Origin of the sequence: Flavisolibacter tropicus (assembly GCF_001644645.1) — a bacterium.
Classification (GTDB): Bacteria; Bacteroidota; Bacteroidia; order Chitinophagales; family Chitinophagaceae; genus Flavisolibacter; species Flavisolibacter tropicus.
This window is the reverse complement of the sequence record NZ_CP011390.1, coordinates 4,647,193-4,662,500: the sequence shown is the minus strand read 5'-3', so window position 1 is coordinate 4,662,500 and position 15,308 is coordinate 4,647,193. Positions and strand designations below refer to the sequence as shown.

Annotated in this window: 15 protein-coding genes (1 of these 15 running past the window's edge); 2 read left to right on the top strand and 13 right to left on the bottom strand. The window is 42.3% G+C overall.

Annotation, left to right across the window (positions count from 1 at the left end; translation table 11 throughout):
- From SY85_RS19960 to SY85_RS19935, 6 genes are all read right to left on the bottom strand, one after another.
- Positions 1-191 carry the 5' portion of a DUF3088 domain-containing protein gene (locus SY85_RS19960; protein WP_066406849.1) on the bottom strand. It extends 166 nt beyond the left edge of the window, so 191 of the gene's 357 nt are visible here — the first part of the coding sequence; its start codon is at positions 189-191; its stop codon lies beyond the left edge, outside the window.
- A gap of 83 nt (positions 192-274) precedes the next feature.
- Positions 275-634: a DHCW motif cupin fold protein gene (locus SY85_RS19955; protein ID WP_066406848.1), complete on the bottom strand. Its 360-nt coding sequence runs from the start codon at positions 632-634 to the stop codon at positions 275-277.
- Between the two features lie 76 nt (positions 635-710).
- Positions 711-1,385, bottom strand: coding sequence for a glycosyltransferase family 32 protein (locus SY85_RS19950; protein WP_066406845.1), 675 nt, complete (start codon positions 1,383-1,385; stop codon positions 711-713).
- Positions 1,386-1,635: 250 nt separating this feature from the next.
- Positions 1,636-3,618 (bottom strand): M1 family metallopeptidase, encoded by a 1,983-nt coding sequence (locus SY85_RS19945; RefSeq protein ID WP_066406843.1) that lies wholly within the window; start codon positions 3,616-3,618, stop codon positions 1,636-1,638.
- 115 nt (positions 3,619-3,733) lie between these two features.
- Positions 3,734-4,447, bottom strand: a complete 714-nt coding sequence (locus tag SY85_RS19940) for a nucleotidyltransferase family protein (RefSeq protein ID WP_066406839.1) — start codon at positions 4,445-4,447, stop codon at positions 3,734-3,736.
- A gap of 121 nt (positions 4,448-4,568) precedes the next feature.
- On the bottom strand, positions 4,569-6,059 hold the full coding sequence (locus SY85_RS19935; protein WP_066406837.1) for a RapZ C-terminal domain-containing protein: 1,491 nt from the start codon (positions 6,057-6,059) through the stop codon (positions 4,569-4,571).
- 628 nt (positions 6,060-6,687) lie between these two features.
- Here SY85_RS19935 and SY85_RS19930 point away from each other — a divergent pair.
- A complete protein-coding gene (locus tag SY85_RS19930) occupies positions 6,688-7,287 on the top strand; it encodes a hypothetical protein (protein WP_066406835.1) in 600 nt (199 codons plus the stop codon).
- 24 nt (positions 7,288-7,311) lie between these two features.
- On the opposite strand, the gene SY85_RS19925 is transcribed toward SY85_RS19930, so the two are convergent.
- Complete coding sequence (locus SY85_RS19925) at positions 7,312-8,457, bottom strand: WG repeat-containing protein (RefSeq protein WP_066406834.1); 1,146 nt, start codon at positions 8,455-8,457, stop codon at positions 7,312-7,314.
- A 200-nt stretch (positions 8,458-8,657) separates the two neighbouring features.
- Between SY85_RS19925 and SY85_RS19920 the strand changes: the two genes are divergently transcribed.
- On the top strand, positions 8,658-9,806 hold the full coding sequence (locus SY85_RS19920; protein ID WP_066406832.1) for an acyltransferase family protein: 1,149 nt from the start codon (positions 8,658-8,660) through the stop codon (positions 9,804-9,806).
- 27 nt (positions 9,807-9,833) lie between these two features.
- Here SY85_RS19920 and SY85_RS19915 read toward each other — a convergent pair whose 3' ends face one another.
- The 6 genes from SY85_RS19915 to SY85_RS19890 all read right to left on the bottom strand — a co-directional run bounded on the left by SY85_RS19915 (position 9,834) and on the right by SY85_RS19890 (position 15,148).
- Positions 9,834-10,463 (bottom strand): hypothetical protein, encoded by a 630-nt coding sequence (locus SY85_RS19915; protein ID WP_066406830.1) that lies wholly within the window; start codon positions 10,461-10,463, stop codon positions 9,834-9,836.
- Positions 10,464-10,632: 169 nt separating this feature from the next.
- Positions 10,633-11,229, bottom strand: coding sequence for a dihydrofolate reductase family protein (locus SY85_RS19910; protein WP_226998911.1), 597 nt, complete (start codon positions 11,227-11,229; stop codon positions 10,633-10,635).
- A gap of 327 nt (positions 11,230-11,556) precedes the next feature.
- On the bottom strand, positions 11,557-12,720 hold the full coding sequence (locus tag SY85_RS19905) for a hypothetical protein (protein WP_066406827.1): 1,164 nt from the start codon (positions 12,718-12,720) through the stop codon (positions 11,557-11,559).
- Positions 12,717-13,694, bottom strand: a complete 978-nt coding sequence (locus tag SY85_RS19900; RefSeq protein WP_066406826.1) for a DUF2157 domain-containing protein — start codon at positions 13,692-13,694, stop codon at positions 12,717-12,719. The genes SY85_RS19905 and SY85_RS19900 overlap by 4 nt, the downstream gene beginning before the upstream one ends.
- A gap of 156 nt (positions 13,695-13,850) precedes the next feature.
- Positions 13,851-14,489, bottom strand: coding sequence for a hypothetical protein (locus tag SY85_RS19895; RefSeq protein WP_066406825.1), 639 nt, complete (start codon positions 14,487-14,489; stop codon positions 13,851-13,853).
- A 20-nt stretch (positions 14,490-14,509) separates the two neighbouring features.
- The gene (locus tag SY85_RS19890) at positions 14,510-15,148 is read right to left on the bottom strand and encodes a hypothetical protein (RefSeq protein ID WP_066406823.1); all 639 of its coding nucleotides are present in this window, start codon (positions 15,146-15,148) and stop codon (positions 14,510-14,512) included.
- Between the last annotated feature and the right edge of the window lie 160 nt (positions 15,149-15,308).

The window sequence follows — 15,308 nt, the reverse complement described above, 5'->3', positions numbered from 1 at the left end:
CCCAACAATTCAATTATTCCCTTTCGAGGCCTCGGGAAATCAATATAGATAACCTCCAGCTTTTCTCTCAGTTGCGGATAATAATACAATACTCCTTCAATGGCTGCACAAGAAGGGCAGTAATATTTTCTTCCTTCCTGATCTACAGCCGCATCGTTGAATCCCGGTTTTAGCAAAAACAGTTTGTCCATTGTTGACACCTAATCTTATTGGTAAACATACAGCCTACTATAATCTTTTGAAATAATTGTCGACTATCTAAACACAGTGCATCCTATTTCACCGACTTCAAAAAGTCACCATCAATTATCAACAACTTTACCTTTTCTTTTGTTACAGAACGGTGAGAGCTCAACTCATCAGAAACAATATAGGTCATGCCTCCTCGTAGCGTAAAGACTGCACCACTTTCCTGCTCTGTTGCCAACTCGCCTTCAAGACAATGTACAATATGCCCCTTCTGACACCAATGGTCGGCCAGGTAACCCGCTGAATATTCTACGATACGAACCCTTAGACCGGGGAATTGGAGCGTTTGCCAATAGGCTACACCCGTTTCCCCTTTATGTTCTATTTTTGGAACAGCTGTCCAGTCGATGGTTGTAAACGGAATGCTACTCGTTGTTATTTCCATTTCTATAGTTGCTAATTATAATTAAACATAAAGCTATTAAGCAGATAGTTCACCTACGAATATGTATTATTATAATCTAACCAGCTTTAACAGCTTCTGGCTTTAGTACAGGTTCCCGTTGTTGCAGCTGCTTCCAATGGTCACTCCGCTTTTTGTATAAGAAGAATTTCGCCAGCTTGTATTTCACAGTAAAGTACTTGCCATAATCCCTGCCAACAAGACGATAAGAAATAGCAGGATCTTCCCGCAAACACTCATTTACAGCCTGCGTATACACACCGGGCCCCGTCATACCATGCACACTATAAGGAAATTTATTCAGGAGAATATTATCAACCACTAACTCCAATGTTCTTTTTAAGAATGGATGTCCTGGTGCATAGAGCAAAGCCCATTGCGCATAATAATCATGATGACGCTCTAGTGAAAGAATGGCGTTATCGTCTTGTTGAATAAGTGTATCCAGGTTGCTGTTAATGTAACTATCAATGTCTAAATAAATGCCACCTTCTTTATATAGTATGGCATATCGAAACAGATCGGCCTTTGCGGCACCAATATTTATTTTCTGATACGCTTTATAGATCTCTCCTCTATATTCTTTCTCAAAGAAAGCATCTACCTGTTCATCATCATAAAACGCATAACGATAGCCAGGATTCTTCTTGCGGAAACGGTTGATATGCCACCGTGTAATAAAAGGTAGTTGAGCCGCTTTAAATGTTTGGTGGATGATCTTAGGAATAGACATTATTGTATGGCTCTGATAGAAGTGGCATTTATAATACCATCTATGGTCGCAACTTCTGTACCGAATACGTTATACCATTTAAGTTATTCAGTACGACTATACGATGACAAAGAACAGTTGACAAATGATAGTAGACACTGCCATCTATCAACTGTCAACTATCCTCTGCCAACTGTCCTCTGCCAACTATCAACACAACTCGCCTTAAGGGCATTAAATAAAGAACCCCTCACATGAGGGGCTCTATTTATTAGAAGGTTCTTTTCACCGTGTTGTTCTGACGATCAACATCTGGTAATTTTTTATCAGGGTCTAATACCACTTCTGTAACACGACTAGTGGTTGGTACCATAAAGGTCCAATCGCTACCACGTTGCCATACTTCTACTGGCAATGTCATACGGTGCTCTTTTCCATTGGCCTCTTTAATCAATACCGGAACTGGCATTGGCATTTGCTCACGCAAGCCGACAGTGATAGCAGCACCATTCTCTGGCTTTTCTTCTATATATGTAACTCCTTTCAGACCTACATCAAACTTCCAGTTGTTTACCACCCAGCCTCTCCAGAACCAGCCCAGGTCTTCACCACTTACATTCTCTATGGTATGGAAGAAATCCCACTGTGTAGGATGCTTAAAAGCCCAGCGGCTAACGTATTCTCTAAAAGCACGATCAAAACGCTCCTGGCCTAACACCACATCCCGTAATGCATTCAGCATCATAGAGGGCTTTTCATAAGCAGCAATACCAAGATTGTCTTGCTGAATCACATCAGGAGCAGTTAACAGAGGATCCATCTTATCGCTGAACACATAAGGTGTAATATCCTCGCCAGGGAAGTAAGAGAAGTTAGCATACTCACCCTTATTAAACTCTTTGGTAGATAGCCCATTGATAAAGGTGTTGAAGCCTTCATCCATCCAGGCATATTTGCGTTCGTTGCTACCTACGATCATCGGGAACCAGGTATGCCCTACTTCATGATCCGTAACACCCCACAATCCAACCCCCGTATCGGTGTGACTGCAGAATACAATACCCGGATATTCCATACCGCCTACTATACCAGCTACGTTTACCATAACAGGATAAGGATATTCAAACCACATTTTAGAATAATGCTCAATAGAGCCTTTTACCATTTCAGTACTACGCTGCCAGCCATCTTTCTTGATGCTTTCAGCAGGATAAGCACTCATGGCTAAGGCCTTCTTACCGCTAGGAAGATTGATGCGGGCAGCATCCCACACAAAAGATCGTGAGGCAGCCCAGGCTACATCGCGGGAGTTCTGTATGCGGAAGCGCCAAGTCAGGTTTTTACCCGAAGGGCGGGAAGAGGGATTGGTTACTTCTTCAGCACTACGCAACGTAACTGTTTTGTCACTACTACGTGCCTGCGTCAAGCGAGTTTGCTGTGCAGCTGTCAATACTTCTTTTTCATTCGTCATCTCACCAGAGCTCACCACAATCATATTAGCAGGAGCAGTAATGGCTACATCGTAGTCGCCATACTCAAGGTAAAACTCACCAGCCCCTACGTAAGGCAGGGTGTTCCAACCTTGCACATCATCATATACGGCCAGGCGTGGAAACCATTGCGCTATCTCATAGATCATACCATTACGGGTATTCAGGCGGCCCATACGGTCAGTACCATATTCTGGTACTATAAACTCAAATGCAATATTCAGCTTCGCTTTTTTACCACCGCTTTTCAGCGCCTGTGGCAGCCATACCTGCATACGTGTATCCGTGATCGTGTATTCTGGCGTAGCTTTCTTACCATCAATTTCTACGCTAATAGATTGAATGGCTTCTCCTTCCGTAAACTTAGCGTTGGCCCAACGACCACCCGTTTGTGTAGTGGTAGCCGACCCACGTGATCCTTCTTTATAAATGTTTTGGTCTACCTGTAGCCATAAGAACTTCAGGTTGTCAGGACTGTTATTGGTATAAGTAATTTCTACATTACCACTCACCTTATGAGCAATGGTATCCAGTGTAGCATTCAGTTTATAATCAGCACGGTTCTGCCAATACTGTGCGCCTGGCTCACCAGAAGTACTGCGATAGGGCGTACTTCCTTGCGTATAAAAAACGGGGTTGAATGCTTCGTGTTGATCGTACTTTGATTGAGCCGTTTTAGGCTGTGTAGCTACTGGTGCGGTTGATTGTGCAAAGGCCGCTAGTAATAAGCCATTGGCCAAAAGGGTGAGACATACTTTCTTCATTATAACAAGGCTAATTTTAAACTAAACAATTCTTCTAAAAACAAGATTCATACAAGCTACGAAAGTCTTTACACTTTCTTTGCTTTCCTTCACCTTTTGTGATGTCTGGTAATGATTAAGGAAAAAGGCTTTCTGCCACAGCTACACTTTCAGGTTTGCCTACATCCAGCAGTTTATCGCCGCTGTGATCATAACCTAAGATCAAGTGCTCTGGAGCTAAAGCCAGGTATACATCTACCAGGGAGAATTTACCTGTAAAAGGGATCAATTGGAATACCTCGGGCTCAAAGATGGCTACTGTGCTATAGGCCTTCTCTACTAACCCAGGTTTGCGTATAGAGATTCGTTCTTCGCCGGACTTGGCATTACGCCAGCCACACAGGCGATTGTTCTCATCAAACAGGAAATAGCGCGATGTAGTACGATCAGTAGTAGCAATAGTGATCAGGGATTTATGCTGCTGATGATACGCCATCATCTTGTGTAAGTCCAGGTCGGTCAGAATATCAGCATTCACACTCACAAAGGTTTGATGCCCTAAAAGTGGTTTTGCTTTCAACAAGCCGCCACCGGTTTCCAATACCACATCACTTTCATCACTAATCGTAATCGTACTACCCCAGCCTTTATTGGCTTCCACCGCATCAACGATCTGGTCGGCAAAGTGGTGCACATTAACCACCACATCGGTGATACCGTATTGTTGTAAATATTCAATATTGCGTTGCAGAAGCGACTTGCCATTAATGACGGCCAGTGCTTTTGGATGTTTGTCAGTCCAAGGCTTAAACCTTGTTCCCAAACCTGCCGCAAAAATCATTGCTTTCATATTGATGCTGGATAAAATTCTAAAACTATTTGTTCTTCTGGTTTTGTGCGCTGCCTCCTCCCCTTCAGGGAGGCCGGGAGGGGCCGCTTGCAGCGTGTAGCTTGCAGCTTGTAGCCTTTTTTTATTCTTTATTTATTTCCTCGCCTTTATAGCCAGCCGGCAACGGATTCTCCCAATTCTTTGCCTCCTGTACCACATGACACAGATCAATCTTCACCTTGTACTTATTTTTTAAGTGACGGGCCAAAGCATCAGCAGCATATACACTGCGGTGCTGACCACCGGTACAACCAAAGTTTACCGCCAAGTTGGAAAAACCACGCTGAATGTATTGCTCCACACTAATGTCAACAATATCATAAACAGAGTTGAGAAAATCCTGCATGCGCGTTTGACGCTCCAGGAATTCCATCACCCCCTTATCACGACCATGCTGCGTTTTGTAAGCTTCAAGACGACCCGGATTATCAACACCACGGCAGTCAAACACAAAGCCACCACCATTTCCACTGGCATCTTCCGGTATACCTTTCTTATAAGAGAAGGAACAGATCTTCACTACCAACGGTGTGTTTTCATTGGCCTGTATAGGAGTAAAACGTTGAACAATCTCTTCGTCGGTACATATTTCCAGCACTTTACGAAACTCCGTCAGAACAATACCCATGGTCTCATTTTCCATAAACCATTTCAGGTTTTGCAATGCCTGTGGAATAGAGGTCAGGAATTGTGCTTTACGCTCAAACAAGCCTCTAAAACCATAGGCACCCAACACCTGCAGCAGGCGGATCAATACATAACCATTATACTGGCTACGGAAGGCCTCTTTGTTCAATGGCTTTTCAATAATGTGCTCGAAGTAGTCCATGTAGTCTTCCAGCAAGCTGTGTTTCCAGTCGTCTGGAAGATTGGCACGCGCTTGCCAAATAGCACTAGCCACATCATACTGCGGCGCGCCCTTCATACCGCCCTGATAATCGATAAAGTAGGTGCTGCCATCTTCCCTCACCATGATATTACGGCTCTGGAAGTCGCGGAACATAAAGAACTTGTACTCCGTAAACGTCAGGTAGCTACTCAGCGCCTCAAAATCGTCGATCAGCTTTTGCTTATCGTATGGCTTGCGCAGGCCATCTAAGAAATAGTATTTAAAATACAGCAGATCAGCCATAATGGCTTGCTTGCCGAATTCTTTATTGGTCAGACATTTATCGTAATCCAGCCCCTCATCGCCCAGCACTTGCAGGCGCGCCAGCTGATGCAGGCTTTCCTTAAACTTATCATACACTTCCTGGGTAAAACCTTTAGCTTCCAGTACGTTTAATAAAGAGACATCACCAAGGTCTTCCTGCAGGTAAATGGTCCGATCCTCGCCCACGGCCAGTACTTTAGGCACGTGTAGCTCTTTATTCTTAAACTGTGTGGAGAAATAGATAAAGGAGTCATTCTCGGGTATATTGGCACCGTAGGTGGCAATTACCGGCTTTTCGCCCCCGTGCAACCGGAAGTAGCGGCGATCGCTACCCGACTGCGGTAAAACATCAACTTGTGTGGGCTCTTGTCCTGCCCAGCTTTTATATACGGCTGAAACCGCATCAATCATTTCCTGCATGCGCAAATGTAAGTATTGGCTTGAAGTTTAAATAGTTATAACCGCCGCTATTTAACAATATCTGCGCCAAGATTTAAAGAGAGGGGGTTCGCGCAGAGGAAAGGAGGAAAGGAAGCGAAGTTTCTGGTTTCAAGTTTTTTGCTTCCCCTTCTACTTTCAACCTGTTTGCCATTTGTAATACCACTTACTGTCATGCTGAACTTGTTTCACCATCTGCTCTCACGCAATCAAGAATACTGAGTTAATAAAATTCATTTCCGCTTATCTATCTTCCTCATCCCTAAATCTCCCCAATTCCATTCCTTCTGCCTTCATCATTCCTTGTTCCTTGTTCATTATTCCCTTGTTCCTTGCCTGCTACTCCTCTGTTCCTTCATGGCCACTCCTCTGTGCCTTTATAGTTACTCCGTATAGAATACTAGGTTACTCCGTATGGCCTCCTCCCTTACTCCGTATCAGGGCCTCTCTTGGGATTATTATAGGTCAGAAAAGATAGGTAAACAGCCCGTATTACAACCAGTAAACATGTGTATAACTAAAGCCATAACAAAGCTTGTACAGGCAGAAGAGAAGGCGTAAATTTACTAAAGTAGTTAGCAATAATCAGTAACCAATAATCAATACACCAATGGCACGACAAGCAGGCCCACTCTTCTTCACCGGCACCATCGATGATATCACCTTTTACAAAATGGAAGGCCAGTATTTGGCTAGAAAGAAAAGTTCCCTGAACTGCAAACGCTTCCGCACCGATCCCCGCTTTGCCCGCTCCCGCAAAAGTGCGGCTGCCTTTGGCGAAGCTTCTCAGTTGGCCTCCGCCATCTACTGGCAATTACCCAAAAATCAGCGGGGTAAAGGTGTCGTTAACGGCCTCACCGCCCAGGTCGGTCGCCTGCTGAAAGAAGGCAAGTCAAAAGAAGAAGTACAAGAACGGCTCCTAACCCACGGCCAAACGCTGCAACCAAATCCAGCTACTACGCTAGCGACTAAACCTACAATAACTGCCACGTCAAAAGCAGAACCAGCTACACCTATACTGCAACCACTAAATAGTAGCAAGCACAGAACAACTAAAGCTAAACAAGCTCGCTACCTCTCCCAATGGAAAGTGAAGCCAAATGGCCGTCTGCAAGTACCTAAGCCTGTCACTATAGACTGCCTGACTGTGGACGCTAACCTGTCTCTTGTAATCACTAATCACAATGCAGATGAGGTACGACTAGAATAAAAGAAATTACATCTCGACTACCGCTCATTTCTTTAGGGACACACTTAATAATTTATAGCCGTTTTCTGTTCGTAGAAACTCAAAATGCTCCTGGTAGTCTATTTCATAGTTTCTCAAAAAACCTGATTCAATAGCTGTAAGTGGTTTTAATCGCTTTTTGTAATACGTTAACATCACGTTATACAAAGGATATTGGTCTTTATTATGTGCACCGCAGGCATTCAAGTATTTTTTATAAATGCTTTTGTCAAAAATGAGGTCATTGAACATATCCTGACTTAATGAAATCTCTTTAAGCTTACCTGCTTCAAATCGTTGCGCCGTCAATACTGCGGGAAATGTTTTTAGAAACTCAGTTCTTCCTATACTTGTCCACCCCTTCTTCCCAGACCAATACGTTACTTCATCAAAAAGTAATTTACTCAACGCCTTGTTTTTTGATCTTACAGTGGAAAGGAATGTATTATAAAACCACTTCTTAAATTCTTTATCATAGTCAACAAATGAATAGGTCGTGTTCCCTCGCCCCTTAATACTGATGTAAAGAGATGTATCGACTGACGGGTCATTTATTTTTCTAGAATACCAATCAATACTGCTTAAATCAATAGCAAAACTGTCAACAAGAATTTCATTCTTATCATTGATTAAGATCGACTCGCCACCTTCCCAGCCTAAATGCTCACAATTAGTTGTATCGCCACCTTTATCCCAACATTTTCTTTTGGCATTTCGATGTGCAATAGCAAGACCATTTCGAAATGGAGAAACATAATTGTAAACAGCAGGAATGATTGCCACTCCATCCTGGTTTAAGAAGCCTACCCGATCTTTTTTCCTGTCGTAGAAAATGATTTTGCCTTCACTTTCGCAGTCAAACATAAAATCAAACACATATACGCTGTCCTGCCCTACTTTTCTTCCATCCTTTAATAGATAATACGACTTGTAAGTATCACCCGCCATTTCATTAACAGCTATGATGTGATAGAAGGTATCTGCTTTGGTAAGTCCGTCAAACGTTGCAGGTATTTTTATATTGCCTTTTAAATCTTTGTAGCCCGACTTTTCACTTGCTGTGTCGTAGAAACGAACCCAACTATCTTGCGATTGCCCGAATGAGAAATGTAGCAACAAGAATTGAAATAGAAATAAAGCAGTTTGTTTCACTAGTTGAAGTATTACATTGTTAACACAGAAAACGACTAACGCTAATATACATAACTCTCTAAGGCTTTAGCATTCGAACACAAAAGCTTACACCTCTTTTCACAAGTTCACAACAAACCAATAAAAGCAAGTAATTGTTTCACTTGTATCAACTCCTATAAGCGCTATGGATGATCTCGTAATTATAATATATTTACTATATGCCCATTACGATTGCACCGCCAAGATCTGCCTCCCTATTAAAAACAGGTTCCTCTATACGTTTTCCTGCACATTATCCTGCGTTGGACAGCCTTAGAGGGCTGGCTGCGCTTAGTGTTTTCCTAGGTCATTTTTTGGGCACCTGCAATGAAGACAACCCATTGATTCAGGCAATCCGCAAGTCGCCAATTGCCATGCTATGCAATGCTTCTTCAGCCGTACTTCTTTTTTTTGTTCTAAGTGGCTTTGTATTGGCGCTACCCTACATTAACAAAGAGCGCCCTTTACCGCTGCTATCGTTTTATGTAAAACGCGTATCCAGAATATATCCTGCGTTTGCATTCTCTATTATTCTTGCCTTGTTCTTTCAGCAGTATCTATTTAATGCGGCAGCTATGCACCCCTTCTCTGGCTGGATAAAAAGCTTATGGACATGGGATATCCGATACAGCTTCAAAGAGATCCGTAAAACATTTGGCTTAGGTATTATACCCTTTAACCTGCGCATTGTTAACCCTGTATTCTGGTCGTTGGTGGTTGAAATGAAAATGTCGTTATTGCTCCCGTTCTTTGTTTTGATAGCAAGAAAGCTAAACGCCCCATTAAACATATTGCTACTACTGGTATTGATCTTTAAAAATGGCATCAACTCCGGCACTCTTTTTGGTCTGTTTTACATGGGCATCTTATTGGCGAAGTATAAAGACAACCTCTTATCCTTTATTCAACGATTTCCTCCACTGATACTGATTGGCATTGCTGTCGTCCTGTATTCCACTCGTTATTTATTTCACCTGGAGTCGCATAGAGGAGTCATTATACTTTATATGGTCGGAATGGGTGCTTCTATATTTATACTTATGCTGTTGCAACCTAGCAGAATAGCCAATTTATTTTCCAGCAAACCATTGCATCTTTTTGGTAAATGGTCTTATAGCTTTTATCTTTTACACATTCCGTTCCTGCTCGTTTTTTGCACCCTGTTTTCTAACAATTATACCTTGAGTCTCATCTATATACTGGCATGCACTTTTATAGGAACAACACTCATAAGCGCCGTTAGTTATCAGTATATAGAACTGCCTTTTCTAGTGTTGGGGAAACGATTAGTGGAGAAGTATAAACGCTATGATCATATTAGGTTATAAATGCTGTATAGTAATGAAGGAGACGCATTAATCAGTCGGCATGAGCCACACAGCATTGGTATCTAACACAGTACCGAGGTTATAATAATTTCCTAACTGAGTGTTCTTCCTATCAAAGAACCTTACCATGTCTTGCTCAAGCTTTTTATCGAATAACTTATAGTAATAGCGATGTACCCCATCCCAATCATTGTACCTAAACTCAATATGAATGTATGGTGTCCCGGTATTAATGTTGACTGTTTGAAAGGAAAAGAAACTGTTACAATTAACTTGGTCTAAACGCCTTTTAATAGTTGTTATCGCCGACCTAGAAATTCCTTCCTTGCGAAGTACAGCCTGTAAGCCTGAATCACTTAGCGGATCTTTAATTTGGTTAACGCCAATGGTATAACCTGAGTCACGACCAATGGTCGCACAGTAAACCCTGATTGGTCCAATCATTCCTTTACCACCCAAGAACTCCATTGACCGGATAAGTTTAAATGAAGAAACTTCTTTGGCAAGTGCTTGAAATACGTCTTGATTATTTTGGTAGTTAAAAGGAATATCTGCTTTTAAGTTGCTGTGATCTTTTACCGTATAAATCTGCTTGTCTTCATTACACCCAATAGTAAGAAATATAAATAAAATAAGAATATGCCTGATTGTAAACATACAAGTACCGATATTAGATTAAAGGCTAAGCTTATCTCCTCAGCTTAGCTATCGCGCGCCAGAAGGGGCACGGCGCTTGCGATGGTATCCTGAATAATAAATCCTTATCCCTCTCTATACACAATGGCGAGGCAAAGAAGACACAGCAGAATAGAATAACTTTTTCTCCTTAAGCTCCCACAGTACCTGTCTCCACTTTTCCTGCGCGCTTATAATTGACTATTATAACACCACTTGGTGTAACGGTACTTTCTTCTAATGTAAATGCTGCTGGAATGGCGTCACCATCGAACAACTTCTTCCCTTTGCCCAGCGTCACAGGGTGAATCATGAGCCATAGTTCATCCACCAAGTCATTCTTCAAAAGCAATTGAACAAGCTTACTACTGCCCCAAACTTTAAGGTCAGGGCCTTCAGCGTTTTTTAGCTTTTCAATAGCTGCCAGGCTATTGAGAAAAACGCAGGCATTCCAATCGGAGTTTTTCCGGGTTGTGGACAAAACGTATTTCGTAACATCATTGATACCTGGCCAACTGTCAGCATGCTCTGGCCAGAAGTTCTCCCAAATATCAAATGTTTTTCTGCCCAACAGAAGATCTGCAGGTGTCATCAGCTTTTCCATAACCTTACCAGAAACTTCATCAGCATAAGGTGCTGTCCAACCGCCATATTCAAAACCTCCAGATGGATCTTCCTCAGGCCCACCCGGCGCTTGCATAACGCCGTCTAACGTAATAAATGATAAAACAATTATTTTTCTCATCATATTTCACCTCCTGTTATAATCTATTCTTTAAAAAGCTTCTTTTAATTGGTTCTGTTAAGATACAAATCTCGCTGACAATGCTTGCTGTATTGCGGTGGAAATGCGACAATCTAAGTGGTTGACTGCGGCACCTATTTATAGCCCTACATAGACTGGTGGGTTTCTCGGTATAGCATAACCGTTAAAAGAGGAAGATTGCACAGCCGCCGAGTCCACGCCTGCTACACAAAAGCCAGGAAGTGAGACTCGTCGGGGAAGAGAAAATCATAGATTTCCATAAGGATAACTTAAGTACAGCAACCAAAATTAAAATAGACCAGCGCTCCATCAATACTCCCCTCCAGCTCCCGCGCCGCCTCCACTACCGCCACCAAATTCGGTACCCGTAGTTTCCGCCACCTGCGGCGTACTGAATGTTTGATTAATAATCAGTGCCTCTATCTGAAGCTTATTGATAGGCGATGCGTCTTTTTCTTCCTTATACGTAAATCCATTACGTGGCTGTTGCAGGTAGCGGATCAGCACATACGCAAGGGTAATCATCACCATGCCGCCCAGTATCATTACAATCTCTAATGGCATGACATTATAGTAGTAACGGATTGTAAAAACTATAGCAGCTATCAGCAACAATCCCACTCGCAAGAACACAGCATCTTTCTTCTGCACACCTCGCCATAAGTACAGCAGGGGAACGCTTACTGTCAAGGCCCAGAACAACCAATCCAGAGGAATACTCTCGCCTTCTTTCAAATGAAGATCAAACATAGAATTGCCCAACTCACGTACTACAAAATAATTACCCGCCACATAAAAGCTAAGTAAGGCCACCACCTTTACTACCAGTAAACAAAGCTTGTAGTATTTGGCTTCTGCTGCTCTAGCAATCCGTAGCGAAAAAAAGTAGAGCATCGCCGCTGCTGCCATCATTACAAAGGGCATGGTAAGCTTGGCTATGGCACCCAGTTCTAAATAAGCATAGAATAGAAGCCCTAACCATGAAATACAAGCTAGCGCACTCACCAAAGCATCGGCAAAGCGTAGTGCCAGGTAGCCTGATAATAAAAACACCAACAAGGTATATGCTACTATATGCAATCCATTGATACAGTTCAATGCAGCAATAAAACTGCTCACTGTTGCCCATAATAAAGCATCATCAACTCCAGAACGATAATGACGGTTTTCCCGAACAAAAAACTCTAATGCCCCATAGGATAAAAATGTAAAGAAGGTGAATAAGCCAAAGGAATGATCGCCTGTACTGGAAAGCGTGATCATAAAAAACAATCCCAAACTAAAGCTGGCTATTACTGCCGTCAGGATGAACAAACCTATTCTGATAAAAAAGTTTGGACTGTAAAAGCCTACCGGAAAATGCTGCTTTATAGCTACCTGTTCCTCCTCCAAAATGCACTGGTGGCTAAAGGCTTTGTCTGCTTCATTGTGTATATCAAGGTTATCTAACCAGGTTTTAGAATAGGCTATCATAGGGCTTTAATTTTTCTGTTCATGTTAATAAGAAATAGAATCAATCCAATAGCCGAACTAATGAAATAAAGAATAGCCATGTATATGACAGCGTCTGAGAAGTCAATATTTAGCAAGAAGCGTAAGACCATATAACTAATCCCTATGTAAGCATACAAGGTTAGAATCAGCATGAAATAAAAAGAACGCTCCTGTATAGCCTTGCGATAGAAATACCATGTAATGCCCATCAGCACCAGGAACCATACAACATAAATGTCACCAAACTCAAACATGGCCGCCAGGCAAGAGATAAACAATAAGTGAGCGGCAAAGTTGAAATAGGTAAAACCAAAATGGGCCTTGATGCGAAATCGCTTAGTGAAGTACGCTACCGCTTCTAAGAATGCGCCTAATAATAATCCAGTAATGATGACAGTACCGTTTTCAAAATCATTCTCACGAAGAATCTTATCGGGTGTTACTGTAATTCCACACCAGGCCGCCAGGTTGGTAATGGCCATAGTTAACACACCCAGGTGATCAAAATAATAGGCCGAAAAGAACAGCACCACCATGGGTATAAAAAAGAGCAGCCCAAAGCGCTCACCAAAAACGGTGTATTGCACCTGTGTGTATCCTATAAGTGTAATAAACGTTAAGCAGCCTAATAGCAGCACATAATCAAAGAAAGGATTAGGAGCTTCTACTTTCCCTAATGAGAAGGGCCGCTTTTGTTTTAAGCAGTACGTAAAACAGCCGGTGCTCACCAGCATAATGAACAGGATCACCGCCAGGTGGCCAATAGTATCGATGTTCTTATAAATCAAAATTCCCAAACCAGAACTCAGTAACAGAACGCCCAGGTAAAGAATGGTCTTTAACTCATAATGGACCGAAAAGAGCGGATTGCGCGCCTGTGCTCGCACCCTTTCCAGTGATGGATCGGAAACCAGTTCTTCGGCATGGAGTCGTTCAAAAAGCGAAGTATTCATAAATGGCTATGTGCCACTAATGTAATACAAAGCTTGCCACCCTATCAATAGAGCCGCATGAATTGAGGAGAAGCACATAGGAAATGTCTATATATTACTAAAAATAAAAAATGCCGGAATAAACTCCGGCATTCATTGCGAGTGTTCCGTAAGCAATTAGTTCTGTTTTATCTTAACATTCAAAAAGGTTCCAGATACGGTTAATTCACATTTATCCTCTGGCTCCATGATACGCGTAAACTTTAAAGGATCGGTATCAAGGCGCATAAAAAGACGATACGAACCACTGATTGCCTTGCGTAGGGCATCATAGCTCTCAATTTTTAGTTCGCCCACCATTTGTAGCCCCATTCTTAGATTATGCAGATTAGCACTTGATCCATTTTCAGACTTATAGCTGTAGGCATACGTAGCATCATAAAGAGGAGTAGCCGCCTGTTGATCGGCACTATATACTCCTACAAAACCTGGCTTCAGCTTTGCCTTGTCAATAACAAAAACTACATTCTCACCATAAGTATTGGCAATATGAGGGCCAGCATCAATAGATACATAAAACGTGTTGGCGTCCTTGTCCTGCACAGACTTAAAACCGTAACCGGCACCTGTTATTATTTTATCTCCACCTGTTGAATATGTAGTATCCCTGCTCGTGCCCCGGACCGTGTAATCAACATGCCGGATCAATGTAGCAGAAACAGGCAGATCTTCTACTGGCTCTATTACAGGTTTAGTACAAGCCGTAAAACCTAAGGCAAGTGCAACAGTGAGTAAGGAAAGTAGTATTTTTTTCATGGCGTTTTGTTTGGTTGTTATTAATTTTTTTTGATCTTCACATTGGTAAATGTACCAGCAACAGCTAAGTCGCATTCGTCATCTATCCTAGAAGCCGTGGAAGGATCAGTGGGATCCGAATAAAGTTTACCAACAATAGCATATGTTCCGCTTATTGTATTTCTCGCCGCATCGTACTGGGTAATATTCAGTTCGCCAGTTATGGTGTTGCCAAAGTTGGTACCATACAGCCTGGCACTATACGCACCTGAAACCTTATTGGTAATATAGGAGTAATGGATATGCTTTACCGGCAGGTCTGCTTGTACACCCAACCCATACTTACCAACATAATCAGCTTTTAATTTGGCGGGATCAATAACAAACTGAACAAAGTCGCCAGCGCCATCAGTAGTAACGCCAGGCCCAGCATCAATTGTTACCAGGAAAACATTCATTTCGGAGCCCATTATAATAGCATCATTGCCAAACAGGGCGGTGGCCTTGATCTTTTCTTTATGGGCGTAAGTAGTGTCTTTTTCAGTACCCAGTAGAGTAAAGTCCAGTGTACGGGTCATTGTTGCTTCCACAGGCAGTTCGGGTACATCTTTTATCTCCTCTTTATCACAGGCCGTAAATCCAAGAGCTAGTACCAGTAAGGAATAAAGTGTTTTTCTCATAAAGTTTTGGTTGGTTTGATGGCGGTGCGCAGCGCAGCTCACCGCTTTATTTAGGTCTAAAATAATTGTAAGCGCGATAAGACCTTCTTATGAAAATGTTATAGTGTCAAAAAATGGTAATGAAACTCCATTTCTCCCGAATTGGCTGTATAGCTAAGCT

What these genes read in the sequence shown, in the direction of transcription:
- SY85_RS19955 (WP_066406848.1), bottom strand. Translation starts at nt 634, where the DNA reads ATGGAAATAACAACGAGTAGCATTCCGTTTACAACCATCGACTGGACA.
- SY85_RS19905 (WP_066406827.1), bottom strand. Translation starts at nt 12,720, where the DNA reads ATGATAGCCTATTCTAAAACCTGGTTAGATAACCTTGATATACACAAT.
- SY85_RS19895 (WP_066406825.1), bottom strand. Translation starts at nt 14,489, where the DNA reads ATGAAAAAAATACTACTTTCCTTACTCACTGTTGCACTTGCCTTAGGT.
- SY85_RS19920 (WP_066406832.1), top strand. Translation starts at nt 8,658, where the DNA reads ATGCCCATTACGATTGCACCGCCAAGATCTGCCTCCCTATTAAAAACA.
- SY85_RS19950 (WP_066406845.1), bottom strand. Translation starts at nt 1,385, where the DNA reads ATGTCTATTCCTAAGATCATCCACCAAACATTTAAAGCGGCTCAACTA.
- SY85_RS19945 (WP_066406843.1), bottom strand. Translation starts at nt 3,618, where the DNA reads ATGAAGAAAGTATGTCTCACCCTTTTGGCCAATGGCTTATTACTAGCG.
- SY85_RS19900 (WP_066406826.1), bottom strand. Translation starts at nt 13,694, where the DNA reads ATGAATACTTCGCTTTTTGAACGACTCCATGCCGAAGAACTGGTTTCC.
- SY85_RS19915 (WP_066406830.1), bottom strand. Translation starts at nt 10,463, where the DNA reads ATGTTTACAATCAGGCATATTCTTATTTTATTTATATTTCTTACTATT.
- SY85_RS19910 (WP_226998911.1), bottom strand. Translation starts at nt 11,229, where the DNA reads ATGATGAGAAAAATAATTGTTTTATCATTTATTACGTTAGACGGCGTT.
- SY85_RS19890 (WP_066406823.1), bottom strand. Translation starts at nt 15,148, where the DNA reads ATGAGAAAAACACTTTATTCCTTACTGGTACTAGCTCTTGGATTTACG.
- SY85_RS19930 (WP_066406835.1), top strand. Translation starts at nt 6,688, where the DNA reads ATGGCACGACAAGCAGGCCCACTCTTCTTCACCGGCACCATCGATGAT.
- SY85_RS19940 (WP_066406839.1), bottom strand. Translation starts at nt 4,447, where the DNA reads ATGAAAGCAATGATTTTTGCGGCAGGTTTGGGAACAAGGTTTAAGCCT.
- SY85_RS19935 (WP_066406837.1), bottom strand. Translation starts at nt 6,059, where the DNA reads ATGCAGGAAATGATTGATGCGGTTTCAGCCGTATATAAAAGCTGGGCA.